Consider the following 13125-nt stretch of genomic DNA (forward strand, 5'->3'; position numbering starts at 1 on the left):
CGGTCAGCAGCCGACGCGGTTCGCGGCCACCTGCTTCAGGGCGTTGAGGACCACGGAGGTCGCCGGGATGCGCAGGTGGTCGCGGTAGACGTACGCGGCGATGTGCCGGCGCGCGGCGGGCTGGAGCGGCCGACCGCACACCTTGTTCAGGGAAAGGGAGGGCAGCACCAGCGCGGGCATCATCGCCACGCCGAGCCCCTGCCCGACCATGCTCTGCACGACCAGGTTGTCGTCGGTGGCGAACCGGATGTCGGGCACGAATCCCAGCTCGGCACATTCGTGCAGCAGGTTCGCCCGGCAGCGCGGACAGCCGGCTATCCACCGCTCCTCGGCGAGGTCGGCCAGGTGCACGGCCCGCCGCCGGGCCAGCGGGTGCCCGGTCGGGAGCAGCACCGTCAACTGGTCCTCCATGAGCCTGACCTCGGCGACCTCCTCCGGTATCTCCTCGTGGAGCCCGGGATAGGTGAAGGCCAGGGTGATGTCGCACTCCCCGCGTTCCAGCCGGCGCAGGGACTCCGGGGGCTCCCCCTCCAACAGCTCGACCTGGATGCCCGGGTGGTCCTTGGCCAGGTCGCTCAGGGCCTCGGGGACCAGGGTGACGTTGGCGCTGGGGAAGCCGCACAGCCGGACCCGGCCGGTGCGCAGGCGCGCGTACGCCTTGAGCTGCGCCTCGGCGGCGGAGAGACTGCCGAGGATGGACTCGGCGTGCCGGGCCATGGACTCGCCGGCCTCGGTGAGCTGCATCTTGCGGCCGACCCGGGTGAAGAGCGGGGTGCCGACGGCGCGTTCGAGCGCCTTCATCTGCTGGGTGATCGCAGGCTGGGTGTACCCCAGGGCGCGGGCGGCTGCCGAGTACGACCCGGAGGCGACCACTTCGTGGAAAGTGCGTATGTGCCGCGAATCGAACACAAGGGAAGCATAAGCGGACGTTGGGAGGGGCCGTAGGCGTATTCGCGCCCACGGCCCCTCCCAACGAGCCAGCCGTTACTTGTCGCCGACCCGCGAGCCGAGCGTGATGTCCACGGTGGTGGGCTTGCCGTCGCGCAGGTAGGTCAGCTTCACCACGTCGCCGGGCTTGTGCGTCCAGATCTCGCTGATGAGCGTCGGGCCGCTGTCGATCGTCTTATCGCCGAACCGGGTGATGACGTCGCCGGGCTTGAGGCCCGCCTTGCCGGCCGGACCGTTGGGGTCGACCAGGTCGTTGGCGGCAGCGCCCTGCTCGGAGATCTTGGCGCCGTCGGTCTTGGACTGGAGGTCCACGGAGACCGAGATGATCGGGTAGACCGGCTTGCCCGTCTTGATCAGCGACTCGGCGACGTTCTTGGCCTGGTTGATCGGGATGGCGAAGCCGAGGCCGATCGACCCGGCCTGACCGCCGCCGAAGCCGCCGTTGCCTGCCGACTGGATGGCGGAGTTGATGCCGATGACCGCTCCGCGCCCGTCGAGCAGCGGGCCGCCGGAGTTGCCGGGGTTGATCGAGGCGTCCGTCTGGAGCGCGCTCATGTAGGAGTTCTTTCCGCCTGAGCCGTCGCCGGAGGCCACCGGGCGGTTCTTGGCGCTGACGATGCCGGTGGTGACCGTGTTGGACAGGCCGAAGGGGGCTCCGATGGCGATGGTCGAGTCGCCGACCGCGACCTTGTCGGAGTCGCCGAGCGGCAGCGGCTTGAGGCCGGACGGCGGGTTCTTCAGCTTGAGCACCGCCACGTCGTAGCCCTGCGCCCGGCCGATGACCTCGGCCTCGTACTTCTTGCCGTCGGAGAAGGTCGCGGAGAGCTTGCCGCCGTTCGCGGCGGAGGCCACCACGTGGTTGTTGGTGAGGATGTGGCCCTGCTGGTCGTAGACGAAGCCGGTGCCGGTGCCGCCCTCGCCGTCGCCGGCCGAGGCCTCGATGGTGACGACGCTGGGAAGCGCGCCCGCGGCCAGGCCCGCGATCGAGCCGGCTTCCCGCTTGATGTCCTTGGGGGTGTTGCCGGCCGTGATCGTGGTCGAGCCGACGCCGTTGTCGCCGCGCTCGGCGGCCCAGTAGCCGATGCCTCCGCCGACGCCGCCCGCGAGGAGGGCCGCGACGAGCACGGCGGCGATCAGGCCGCCCCTGCCCTTCGGCTTTGCGGGCGGCATGCCGTCGGCAGTCGGGGGAGCGCCCCAGACCGCGCCGCCGTGGCCGCCGCCCGAGCCGTACACCGGGACCGTGGGCGGCGGGGGCGGCCAGCCCTCGGCGCCGTGTGCGGCCGGGGCCGGGGCGTGCGGTGCGGGGGCCTGGGCGTAGGCCGGTGCCGGGGCCGGGGTGGGCGGGATCTGCTGGGTCGGCTCCGTGCCGGGCGCGGGCGTCGGCGGAAGCTGCTGGGTGACCGGCTCCGCGGCGGGCCCGGCCGCCGGGGCGGGTGCGTCCGCAGGGGCCGCCGGCGTCGCCGTGACCTCCGTGGCCGGTTCGGGCGCGGACGTCTCGGGGGCAGGAGCGGCCACCGGGGGTACAGACGGGGCCGCGGGGTTCTTCGGGGCCGCGGTGCCCTCGTTCTCGGTGCTCACAGCGCTCTTCTCCTCGTCACACACGGCTTCAAAAAACTGGCGATTCGGCCCGACTGAACGTTCGACGTGCCGCACAAGTTCCTGGGAAAAGCCTTCCCCATGACCCGTCAGAGCACTGTAAGCCGGACCTGTGCGTCTCCCTCATTGTTTATATCCGGCATTTCGGGCGCATCTGCAAGGGCTGAGCCCGACACCCGAGGGCTCCTCGGTGGCACCATGACCCGGTGACCCACGCACAGCCGCCCATCCAGGTCGTCGCCCACCGCGGCGCCTCCGAGGATGCCCCCGAACACACCCTGGCCGCCTACCGCAAGGCCATCGAGTACGGCGCCGACGCCCTCGAATGCGATGTCCGGCTCACCGCCGACGGTCATCTGGTGCTGGTCCACGACCGCCGGGTCAACCGCACCTCGAACGGCCGCGGCGCCGTTTCCGCCCTTGAGCTGGCCGACCTCGCCGCCCTCGACTTCGGCTCGTGGAAGGACCGCGAGGAGTCCCCCGACTGGGACTCCGACCCCGAGCGCACCTCGGTCCTCACCCTGGAGCGGCTACTGGAACTGGTTTCCGACGCCGGCCGGCCGGTGCAGCTCGCCATCGAGACGAAGCACCCGACCCGCTGGGCCGGACAGGTGGAGGAGCGCCTCCTCTTCCTCCTCAAGCGGTTCGGGCTGGACGCCCCGCCCGCCGGGGGCCCGCACCCGGTCCGCGTCATGAGCTTCTCCGCACGCTCCCTGCACCGGGTGCGGGCGGCCGCGCCGACGATCCCGACCGTGTACTTGATGCAGTTCATCTCACCCCGGATGCGCGACGGGCGCCTCCCGGCCGGCGTGCGGATCGCCGGTCCGGGGATGCGCATCGTGCGCAACCACCCCGGGTTCATCCGCAAGCTCCAGGACGCGGGCCACTCCGTACACGTGTGGACCGTGAACGAGCCGGAAGACGTTCAGCTCTGCGCTGATCTGGGTGTGGAAGCAATCATCACGAACAGGCCGCGCCAGGTTCTGTCACAGCTCGGGCGCTGACGTCCCCTTTTGCCCACCCGTCCCGCACGCCACCTCCATAACAGGGTGTGCACCGGCGCATCCGCTCCGCAATCGCTGGTCATGAATGCGTCAGAGCGCTCAGCGCGGCCGGTTTCCGGTCCAGGCCATTGGGGCATCCAGACCATGGCGTGGGGCTAAGGAGGTTCCGGGGGTGGCGTTGGTGGTGGCACAGGAAGTGCCCACGTCTTCGTGCATGGACGTATGCCATGGTCCTGCCGGCGTGGGCGAGGCGAGGCGCCGCATGCGCGAGCAATTGCGCATGAGCGGGGTGTCCGAATCGGTCGTTGACGACGCCGTACTGATCCTTTCCGAACTCCTCAGCAATGCCTGCCGACACGGCAGACCGCTGGGTGCCGGGGAGATCGGGGACGGGGAGATACGCGCCGCATGGCGCATCGACAAGGCGGGGCGACTGACGGTCGAGGTCACGGACGGCGGCGGCCCCACCCGCCCGGTCCCGGCCACGCCCTCGGTCACCGCGCGCGGGGGCCGGGGGCTGAACATCATCAGCGCCCTCGCCCAGACTTGGGGTGTCCGGGACGGAGCGGCAGGCGAGGTCACCGTATGGGTGACGGTTGCGTGCGGGCCCCGGCACGACGATTTCGCTACGCGCGTTGCGCCCCCGGCGATCGACTTCAGCACAGCCTTCGACGATCTCCATCCGTGACCGACAGCAGCATCCGCACCACCGGCCATCCGAACGAGCGGCCGCCGGGAGCGCACGCCGACCGTGCTCCCGGCCGCATCCTCCCGGCTGCGGCGGTACGAACGGCTAGGCTCGCGCCCAGACACACGCCGTACCGCCGCAACCGGGAGACACCCACGATGGCCAAGAAGCGCCCCGCAGCGAAGACTGCAAAGCCGCAGCTCAAGAACGGGGAGATCCCGGTGGTGGGCGCACGCGAGCCCTGCCCCTGCGGATCCGGGCGCCGTTACAAGGCCTGCCACGGCGCAGCCGCCGCACACGCCGTCACCGAGCACGTGGCGCGCCCCTTCGAGGGCCTGCCCGGCGAGTGCGACTGGGTGGCACTGCGCGAGCTCGTGCCCGCGGCGACCATCCCTCTGACGCTCAAGGGCGGCCTGCCCGAAGGCGTCCCGTCCGTCACGCTGGTGACCGTACTGCCGATGGCTTGGCCGGCGCTGCGCCGCGAGGACGGATCGGTTCTGCTCGGCCTCCAGAACGACTCGACCACCGGGGACCTCGCCCGGGACATGGCCGACACCCTGGAGCGCGCGCTCGTAGCGGAGCCGGGTACTCCGATTCCGGCTCGCCGTGTTCCCGTCCAGGGTCCGCGACTTCAGGATCTCCTGGACACGGACGGCGTTTTCGAGCCGGTTGTGCACAGCGGGTTCGAATTCTGGATTCCGGATTCGGAGGGCGCCCAGAACGCCTCCCCGGAGATCGCCGCCTCCCTTGAGCGCGCGAACGCCGCCGCCATCCCCACGGTCAAGCTGGCCGGCGTGGACGCTGCCTACTGGTGCGAGACCCCGGACAAGAACCACCTGCGCTGGGTCATGCCGCACCCCGAGGAGAAGCTGCTCGACGCCCTCGCACGGCTGCACGCCGCGGGCACCTCCTCGCTCGGCGAAGGCACCCGACTGGTCGGCTCCTTCCGGGCGCACGGTCTGGTGGTTCCCGTCTGGGACCTGCCCACCGGAGTGACCGCCGACGACGTGGAGAAGCCTGCGGCCCAGTTCGCGGAGCGGCTGGCCACGGCCCTGGCCGCGGACGCCCCGCTGACCGCGGACGAGCGCCGGGCGCGCGGCGGACTCACCAACCGCCAGGTCACGCTCAGCTGACTCCCGGACCCCCGCAGGACTGGTGACCGGGGTCACAACTCCCGCTAATCGCCTGCAAATCGGTGTCCGAATATCAGAGATCGAATTTGCGAACAGGCGATCTCTTGTTACCGTTCTTGTAGCCCGGTCGCTGGTGCATCCCCCGTCGCCAGCGACCGGGCCCTTCCATTTCCGCCGTCGCTCAACCGTCGGCAGGTGCCGGTGAGTTGCTCCCGGACCTCAGCAGCAGCTTCCCTTCATCATCCGGAACTGCAAACTCCGCAACAGCCGAGTAGGAATCCGGAGCCCCCGCCGATACCTCCCGCGGCGTCTCGCACAGCCCCGGTTCGTCGCCGGCTTCGACCGCGCACCGGATCTGCACCGTGCGTCCCGCGGGCCCCATCACCGTCAGCACGGCGTCCAACGCCCGCCCGCTGGTGTTGCGGTAGTAGCTCCGCCCCCACGTCCGGCCCTCGCCCGCGAGGATGCAGGTCTGCGCCTCCAGACCTTGCGGGGAGGAGAGTTCGGGGCCGCACCGGGATTCCGTACGGGGCTGTGCGGACGGGCCCGGCCGCGACTGCCCTGCCTGCCGCTCTCCGGACTGCCGGGGGCCGTCCTGGTGCTGCCCGGCCCGCTGCGCGCCGCCCCGCTGCGCGGGCGCGGCAGCGGGAGCCGGCGTACGGGATCCGTTCGGCGTATCGGCCAGCCCGAGCGAGGAGAGGATCCCGCCGCCCTTTCCGTCATCCTGACCGGCGAAATCCGGTCCGGCGATCGCTCCTGCCAGCGGGAGGGACAAGATGATCAGCACACCGGCGCTGATACCGATCAAGCGGAGATTCATTCGCCGAAGATAGCGATGCCGGATTGGGGCGCGGAGATCCCCGCGCCCAATTCCCTTGGAAACTCGTCACGCTGACACTCGTACGAGTGATCGGCGGGTGCCCGGAACCCCGGTACGACAACCCGCCGCACCCGCCGTGTGCGCACCCTGCGTGCGCACCGCGCGTGATCAGTACGCGAGCCGACTGCCCCCGCCGGAGGCCCCGCTGCTCGCCTCGACCAGTGCGTCCACGACGGCCTCGACCTCCGGCAGCCAGAGGCCGTCGCCGGTCTCGGCCGGCTCGCGCTCCCACCGCACCTCCCCGCCACCGGACGCGGAGGAGGGCGGGAGCAACAGGTAACCGCCCTCGCCGTGGAAGCGCAGCGCGGAGGGCACGTGGTCCTTGGCGTACAGGAGTTCGCCGAGCCGTTCCAGCGAGTACGGCGCGACCAGCAACGCCCAGCGGGTGGGCGAGGCGACGATCGGGCCGAGCCGCATGCCCTGCGCGTCCAGCCGTACGACGGCCCGCGCGGCCGCGTTGGCCGGCAGGCTCACGGCGCACGGCGCGGAACCACCGGTGGCGAGCAGCACGGGAGCGGTGGGCCGGTTGTTCCACCACCAGGCCACCATCCGGGGGTCGGTGGTGGCTGCGAGCAGTCCGGGGTCGAAGGGATGCGCGCCGGGGACGACGCAGTCGGGGTCGGGGCAGGCGCACCGGTTGCTGTCGGCGCCGGAGCGGCCGACGCCGGGCAGCACCGGCCACTGCCAGGCGGTGGCGCAGGCGAGCGCCGCGTCGAGGAGGGCCTGGTCACTGCGCTGCCCGGGGACCGGGCGCAGGAACTTCAGGCGATTGCGGAGCCGCTGGAGACGCCTTCCGAGGATCTCGCGCATGAGCGCTCGTTCCTTTCCGTTGAACGTCGAGGGCCACATCACACCATGTAACCGGTGCCTCACCACACGTACACGTTTCGCGTCACTGTCCGCTGGAAGCAGGTTCACACGGTTCGTGCAGTTTTCTTACGGGTCCATGAAACGTCCGGCGGGGCGGAACGCGACCCGCGCCAGTGCCGAGACCGGCTGCCGCCGCTAAGGACGACGGCCCGTGCCGGGCGGTTCCCGGCGGACCGCCGGGCTGCGCCAACTCTCCCCGGGCACCATCGATTAGGTACCCGGAGCCACTCCGGCGCCTGACCAGTCGATCGCAAAAACCGCCTGCGTCCAGCTTTTTCCAGCCAAGTTCTAGCCTTGGCTGGACAGTGAGTTGCCGTCCCACGGACACCAGGATTCCCGCCTGGGCAATGCTGGACATCGATCCTCGTGTGCGTGTAGATGTGGATTCATTGATGGCGGCGCAGCACGATCTGGGGGTTTGCGATGCTATATGGCGAATCGCACCAGGTGGAAAGGCGGACGCCATGAGCGCTCCGCATCTGCCGAAAGTGGCTGGAATCGATCCAGCAGTTACCACGGTCCCGCAAACTGCGGCGCCCACGCCCGCCCGAACCGCCCCCGCGCCGACCCCGGCAGCGGTGCCCGGACCGAGCACACTGATCCAGGACCGGCTGGCGGGGATGGTCTCCGACTTGACCACCCTCCACGAGCTCACGGAGCGGCTCGCCCGCGCCCGTGACCTCGACTCCTCGCTCCAGGAGTTCCTGCGCGCCGGAGCGGCGCTCGTCGGCGCCCGACGCGGCCTGATCGTCCTGGAACCCTCCGACGGACTCGGCCCGACGACCACGATCGGACTCGGCCTCGGCCGCGCGGACCTCGGGCACATCGAGACCGTCCCGCGCACCGCGACCTCGTACGGCCGGATCCTCGACGGGCTCCCCGACGCCCGGGGCGGCTCCGACGTACTCCCCGAACCCGGCGCCGCTCCCGGAGCGGGCGGGTACGGCACCTCCGTCGACCCCCGCCACCGCGAGGTCGCCGCCCGGCTCGGCTACGCCGCGAGTTACGCACTGCCGCTGACCGCCGAGGCCACCGGCCGGCTCGGCGCGGCCGTCTGGCTCTACGACGAACAGGCCGAGCCGAGCGACCGTCAGCGCGATCTCGCCGGGCTCTACGTCCGGCACGCCGCCGAACACCTGGCCCGGATGCTGGAGGTGGAACGCTCCCGCAGCAGGCTGGCCACGGTCGCCGAAGAGCTGCTGCCCAGCCGCCTCCCCCGGATCCCCGGGGTCCAGCTCGCCGCCCGCCACCACACAGGACCGCGCGGCGGAGGCGACTGGTACGACGCGCTGCCGCTGCCCGAGGGCGCCCTGGGACTCGCCGTCGGGTCCGTCACCGGGGCCGGGCCCAGCGCCGTCGCCGCGATGGGACGACTGCGGGCTTCGCTGCGCGCGTACGCCGTCATGGAAGGGGAGGACCCCGTCGCGGTCCTGTCCGATCTGGAGCTGCTGCTGCGCCTGACCGAGCCCGCGCGCTGCGCGACGGCGCTGTTCGCGTACTGCGAGCCCGCCCAGCGCAAGATCATCCTGGCCGGGGCGGGGCACACCCCGCCGCTGCTCATCGGCGAGCACCGCACGGAGTACGTGGAAACGACGCTCTCCGCTCCGCTCGGGATGCTGTCGTGCTGGGAGGCGCCGAGCGTGGAGATCGAACCTGCGCCTGGAGAAACGGTGCTGCTGTACACCGACGGGCTGCTGCAGCGGACCGGCGACCCCATGGACCGGGCCTACGCGCGGCTACACGCCGCCGCCGCGGGGGTACCCCGCAGCATCCGGGACGACCCGGCGGCCATCTGCGAGCACGTCCTGAGGGCGGTCCTGCCCGCCGACGACCCGGCGGTCGCACCCGCCACACCCACGGGCTCCGCCGGCGCCACGACGGCATCCGCCACCGCCGCCGTGGCCGGCACGGAGGGCGGCGTGGAGGACATCGTGCTACTCGCTGCCCGTTTTGACTGATTAGTCACACCCGCCGCCGGGCGTCTTCCCCTCGCACATACGATGGATGCGGTCCATACCCGGTCCTGTCGTAGCTGAGGAGAAGACGTGGCTGACGAGCTCACCCCGGAGACCCCGGAAGAAGAGCAGCCCCAGAAGAAGCACAAGCAGCGCAAGAACGGGCTGTACCCGGGCGTCAGCGACGAACTCGCGGAGAACATGCGTACGGGCTGGGCCGACACCGAGCTGCACGGGCTGGAGCCGATCGCCCAGGCCGCGCACACGGCCGCCCGCCGTGCCGCGCTGTCCGCGCGCTTCCCCGGCGATCGCCTGGTCGTGCCCGCGGGCCGCCTCAAGACCCGCTCGAACGACACCGAGTACCCCTTCCGCGCCTCGACCGAGTACGCGTACCTGACCGGCGACCAGAGCGAGAACGGCGTCCTGGTCCTGGAGCCCTCGGGCGGGACCGGCCACACCGCCACCATCTACCTGCTGCCGCGCTCCGACCGCGAGAACGGCGAGTTCTGGCTGTCCGGCCAGGGCGAGCTGTGGGTCGGCCGCCGCCACTCGCTGGCCGAGGCCGAGCAGCTGCTGGGCATCCCCGCGAGCGACGTCCGCAAGCTCGCAGACGAGCTGGCCGAAGCCGAGGGCCCGGTCCGCGGCGTCCGCGGCCACGACTCCGTCATCGAGGCCGCCCTGACCGACAAGGTCACCAAGGAGCGCGACGAGGAGCTGCGCGTCTACCTCTCCGAGGCCCGCGCCGTGAAGGACGACTTCGAGATCGGCGAGCTCCAGAAGGCCGTCGACTCCACCGTCCGCGGTTTCGAGGACGTCGTGAAGGTCCTGGACAAGGCCGAGGCCACGTCCGAGCGCTACATCGAGGGCACTTTCTTCCTGCGCGCCCGCGTCGAGGGCAACGACGTCGGTTACGGCTCCATCTGCGCCGCCGGCCCGCACGCCTGCACCCTGCACTGGGTCCGCAACGACGGTGACGTCCGCTCCGGCGACCTGCTGCTTCTCGACGCCGGCGTGGAGACCCACTCCCTCTACACCGCCGACGTCACGCGCACGCTGCCGATCAACGGCACGTACACCGACATCCAGCGCAAGATCTACGACGCGGTCTACGAGTCCCAGGAAGCCGGCATCGCCGCCGTCAAGCCGGGTGCCAAGTTCCGCGACTTCCACGACGCCTCGCAGCACGTCCTGGCCGAGAAGCTCGTCGAGTGGGGCCTGCTGGAGGGCCCGGTCGAGCGCGTCCTGGAGCTCGGCCTCCAGCGCCGCTGGACCCTGCACGGCACCGGCCACATGCTCGGCATGGACGTCCACGACTGCGCCGCCGCGCGCACCGAGGCGTACGTCGACGGCACGCTGGAGCCGGGCGTGTGCCTCACCGTCGAGCCCGGTCTGTACTTCCAGGCCGACGACCTGAGCGTGCCCGAGGAGTACCGGGGCATCGGCGTCCGGATCGAGGACGACATCCTGGTCACCGAGGACGGCAACCGGAACCTGTCGGACGGGCTGCCCCGTGCCTCGGCCGATGTCGAGGCCTGGATGGCACGCCTCAAGGGCTGACGCGGCGCGGCCTTCGGCCGACCATCGGTGGGCGGGATCTCGTACGCGGGTCCCGTCCACCGGCATGTCCGGGAGGCCTTCCGCCGCTACGACACCTTCAGCAGCGCTCCCTCACGCCATTTCAGGATCTTGTCGAAACTGACCACCGCGCCGCGGCCCGGCCGGTTGCGGAGCCTGACGTGGTCCGCGAGCTCCGCGATCAGCCACAATCCCCGGCCGTGCTCGCTCTCCGACGGCTCGGAGGGGCCGGCCGGCGGGGGTCTGCGCCCCGCGACCGTCGCCGCCGGGAAGCCCGGACCCGAATCGGTCACCTCGATGCGGCAGCAGTCCCCGTCCAGGTACGCCGTGACGCGATAGGCCGCGCACGCCTCCGGAACGGATTCCGCGCCGGCACCGGCTTCGGCCGCCGGACCGCCGTGCTCCACCGCGTTCGCGCACGCCTCGCTCAGTGCCACCGACAGATCGAAGGAGATGTCCGGGTCCACCCCCGCGGTCTCCATCGTCCCCAGCAGCAACCGCCTGGCGAGCGGCACGCTCGCGGCTTCGCGCCTCAAGTGGAGAGACCACCAGATGCTCATACGGTTACGTATTGCCGCCCGCGGCAGGGCGTAAGCCCCCGGCGGCTGACACAGCCCTCATTCGGCCGATGGCGACACGTCGAAGCAGTTGTGTATGCAACGGAGCATGCGGCGGTGTACGGGGCGGCGTACGTGTCCGCGCCGGGTTCGGGGGGCGAAGCCCCGTAGGGGGGCACACACGACCTTCCGGACCTGCCGTATGGACGTTGTGAGGGCAGTGCGATGATGGCCCGGCCATGACTGTCCCCCACCCGACGCCCGCCGGAGCCGGCCTCCGGTTGATCCGGGCCGCGGTGTTCACCGCGGTCTGCGTCGTGCTGTCCGCGGCCGGGCACGCGCTGGCGTCCTGCGCCACCGTGCCCTGGTGGGCCCTCGTCATCGCCTTCCTCGCCGTGTTCGCGGTCGCCGCGCCCCTCGCGGGCCGCCGGCGCTCGCTGCCCGGCATCGCCGCCGCACTCGCCTTCGGACAGCTCGCTCTGCACGCGGTGTTCGGCCTCGGCCAGCAGAGCACCGCCGCCGCGCAGGCACCCGCCACGGCCGACGCTTCGCTCGCGGCGCTCGCCGCCCGGCTGGTCTGCGGCGGCAACTCCGTCCCGCTCAGCCCGGCCGACGCCCGGCAGATCCTGCAGACCGCCGGACTGGACCCGGCCGCCATGGCCGCCCAGGCCGCCACCCAGGCGCACATGGGCCACGCCCACCTGACGCAGGCCGCCGCGGCTCCCGCCACCGGCCTGTTCAGCACCGGCATGCTCGTCGGCCACCTGCTGGCCGCACTGGCCGCAGGCTGGCTCCTGGGGCGCGGTGACGCCGCCCTGTTCCGGCTCGTGGAGCTGTCCCGCACCTCCGCCGAAGCCGGGCCGGTGCGCCCGCTGCGCGCCGCGCTGGCCTTCGTACGCGCCTTCGGCGCCGGGCTCGCGGGCACGCACACCGGCACCCCGCAGGCTGCCCGGACCGCCACCGAACCCGCCGCGCACACCGGCCGGGAGACGCTCCAGCACACGGTGATCAGGCGCGGGCCGCCCCGCACGGCGCTCGCCCTCGCAGCCTGACGCGGCACCCCTTCCCCGGGACACCCGGCGCAAGGACCGGTGCCGCGAACTCCGCGCGCGCCCGTGCGCGGAACCACCGTCACCCGCCCCTGTGGAGTGTTACCGCCATGAAGACCTCTCGCGTCTCCTTCGCCGCCGCCCTTGCCGCCGGCACCGTCCTCGTCCTGTCCGGCACCGCGTTCGCGCACGTCGGCGTGCAGCCCGTCGGCGAAGCCACCAAGGGCGGTTACGCGACGCTGAACTTCAAGGTTCCGAACGAGCGCGACAACGCCTCGACGACGCAGCTGGAAGTCAACTTCCCGATCGACCAGCCGCTGACGTCGGTCATGCCGCAGGACATCCCCGGCTGGACGTCCAACGTCGAGAAGACCAAGCTCGACAAGCCGCTGACCGTCCACGGCAAGCAGGTCAACGAGGTCGTCACCAAGGTGACCTGGAGCGGCGGCAAGATCGAGCCCGGCAAGTTCCAGCAGTTCCCGGTATCCGTCGGCAAGCTGCCCGACAACGCCGACCAGATGGTCTTCAAGGCGATCCAGACGTACGACAACAACGAGGTCGTCCGCTGGATCGAGGAGGCCAAGGAAGGCGCGGCGGAGCCGCAGAACCCGGCTCCGGTCCTGAAGCTGACCGCCGCCAAGGCGTCCGCCGCCGACGACCACCACGACGACAAGGGCGCCGCAGCCAAGGACGACAAGGGCCACGAAGAGGCCGCGGGCAAGACCTCCGACACGACCGCGCGTGCCCTCGGCATCGCGGGCATCGTCATCGGCCTCGGTGGTGTCGCCTTCGGTGTCGCCTCGCGCCGCCGCGCCTCCTGATCCACCGCGGCCGCAGGCCGTATTCACTTCTCAGCGTGCGTCAGCCGGC

Annotated in this window: 12 protein-coding genes; 7 read left to right on the forward strand and 5 right to left on the reverse strand. The window is 71.5% G+C overall.

What is annotated here, in order from left to right; translation table 11 throughout:
- Window positions 1-3: 3 nt before the first annotated feature.
- On the reverse strand, window positions 4-909 hold the full coding sequence (locus tag OG974_RS21270) for a LysR family transcriptional regulator (protein WP_327284246.1): 906 nt from the start codon (window positions 907-909) through the stop codon (window positions 4-6).
- Between the two features lie 75 nt (window positions 910-984).
- Complete coding sequence (locus OG974_RS21275) at window positions 985-2526, reverse strand: trypsin-like peptidase domain-containing protein (protein ID WP_327284247.1); 1542 nt, start codon at window positions 2524-2526, stop codon at window positions 985-987.
- A gap of 224 nt (window positions 2527-2750) precedes the next feature.
- On the opposite strand from OG974_RS21275, the gene OG974_RS21280 reads away from it, so the two are divergent.
- The 3 genes from OG974_RS21280 (at window position 2751) to OG974_RS21290 (ending at window position 5369) form a co-directional block, all read left to right on the forward strand.
- Entirely contained in the window at window positions 2751-3548 is a 798-nt protein-coding gene (locus OG974_RS21280; protein WP_327284248.1) for a glycerophosphodiester phosphodiesterase, read from the forward strand.
- An 85-nt stretch (window positions 3549-3633) separates the two neighbouring features.
- A complete protein-coding gene (locus OG974_RS21285) occupies window positions 3634-4236 on the forward strand; it encodes an ATP-binding protein (RefSeq protein ID WP_327284249.1) in 603 nt (200 codons plus the stop codon).
- Between the two features lie 158 nt (window positions 4237-4394).
- On the forward strand, window positions 4395-5369 hold the full coding sequence (locus tag OG974_RS21290; RefSeq protein ID WP_327285712.1) for a DUF5926 family protein: 975 nt from the start codon (window positions 4395-4397) through the stop codon (window positions 5367-5369).
- Between the two features lie 181 nt (window positions 5370-5550).
- Here the strand turns inward: OG974_RS21290 and OG974_RS21295 are convergent, their stop codons facing one another.
- The gene (locus OG974_RS21295) at window positions 5551-6189 is read right to left on the reverse strand and encodes a hypothetical protein (RefSeq protein ID WP_328763195.1); all 639 of its coding nucleotides are present in this window, start codon (window positions 6187-6189) and stop codon (window positions 5551-5553) included.
- Window positions 6190-6357: 168 nt separating this feature from the next.
- Window positions 6358-7059, reverse strand: a complete 702-nt coding sequence (locus OG974_RS21300) for a bifunctional DNA primase/polymerase (protein ID WP_327284251.1) — start codon at window positions 7057-7059, stop codon at window positions 6358-6360.
- Window positions 7060-7466: 407 nt separating this feature from the next.
- On the opposite strand from OG974_RS21300, the gene OG974_RS21305 reads away from it, so the two are divergent.
- Together OG974_RS21305 and OG974_RS21310 are read left to right on the forward strand one after the other, a co-directional pair.
- A complete protein-coding gene (locus tag OG974_RS21305) occupies window positions 7467-9077 on the forward strand; it encodes a PP2C family protein-serine/threonine phosphatase (RefSeq protein WP_329313998.1) in 1611 nt (536 codons plus the stop codon).
- An 87-nt stretch (window positions 9078-9164) separates the two neighbouring features.
- Complete coding sequence (locus OG974_RS21310) at window positions 9165-10631, forward strand: aminopeptidase P family protein (RefSeq protein ID WP_371644110.1); 1467 nt, start codon at window positions 9165-9167, stop codon at window positions 10629-10631.
- 86 nt (window positions 10632-10717) lie between these two features.
- Here the strand turns inward: OG974_RS21310 and OG974_RS21315 are convergent, their stop codons facing one another.
- Entirely contained in the window at window positions 10718-11209 is a 492-nt protein-coding gene (locus OG974_RS21315; protein WP_327284254.1) for an ATP-binding protein, read from the reverse strand.
- Between the two features lie 236 nt (window positions 11210-11445).
- Here OG974_RS21315 and OG974_RS21320 point away from each other — a divergent pair, with 236 nt between their 5' ends.
- Both OG974_RS21320 and OG974_RS21325 read left to right on the forward strand, forming a co-directional pair.
- Window positions 11446-12258, forward strand: a complete 813-nt coding sequence (locus tag OG974_RS21320) for a hypothetical protein (RefSeq protein ID WP_328763198.1) — start codon at window positions 11446-11448, stop codon at window positions 12256-12258.
- A 107-nt stretch (window positions 12259-12365) separates the two neighbouring features.
- Window positions 12366-13076, forward strand: a complete 711-nt coding sequence (locus OG974_RS21325; protein WP_327284256.1) for a YcnI family protein — start codon at window positions 12366-12368, stop codon at window positions 13074-13076.
- The last annotated feature ends 49 nt before the right edge of the window (window positions 13077-13125 follow it).

Origin of the sequence: Streptomyces sp. NBC_00597 (assembly GCF_041431095.1) — a bacterium.
Lineage (GTDB): Bacteria > Actinomycetota > Actinomycetes > Streptomycetales > Streptomycetaceae > Streptomyces.

Excerpts from the sequence above, each read along its gene's own strand:
- OG974_RS21290 (WP_327285712.1), top strand. The coding sequence starts at position 4,395 with ATGGCCAAGAAGCGCCCCGCAGCGAAGACTGCAAAGCCGCAGCTCAAG.
- OG974_RS21285 (WP_327284249.1), top strand. The coding sequence starts at position 3,634 with ATGCGTCAGAGCGCTCAGCGCGGCCGGTTTCCGGTCCAGGCCATTGGG.
- OG974_RS21295 (WP_328763195.1), bottom strand. The coding sequence starts at position 6,189 with ATGAATCTCCGCTTGATCGGTATCAGCGCCGGTGTGCTGATCATCTTG.
- OG974_RS21315 (WP_327284254.1), bottom strand. The coding sequence starts at position 11,209 with ATGAGCATCTGGTGGTCTCTCCACTTGAGGCGCGAAGCCGCGAGCGTG.
- OG974_RS21305 (WP_329313998.1), top strand. The coding sequence starts at position 7,467 with ATGCTGGACATCGATCCTCGTGTGCGTGTAGATGTGGATTCATTGATG.
- OG974_RS21325 (WP_327284256.1), top strand. The coding sequence starts at position 12,366 with ATGAAGACCTCTCGCGTCTCCTTCGCCGCCGCCCTTGCCGCCGGCACC.
- OG974_RS21320 (WP_328763198.1), top strand. The coding sequence starts at position 11,446 with ATGACTGTCCCCCACCCGACGCCCGCCGGAGCCGGCCTCCGGTTGATC.
- OG974_RS21300 (WP_327284251.1), bottom strand. The coding sequence starts at position 7,059 with ATGCGCGAGATCCTCGGAAGGCGTCTCCAGCGGCTCCGCAATCGCCTG.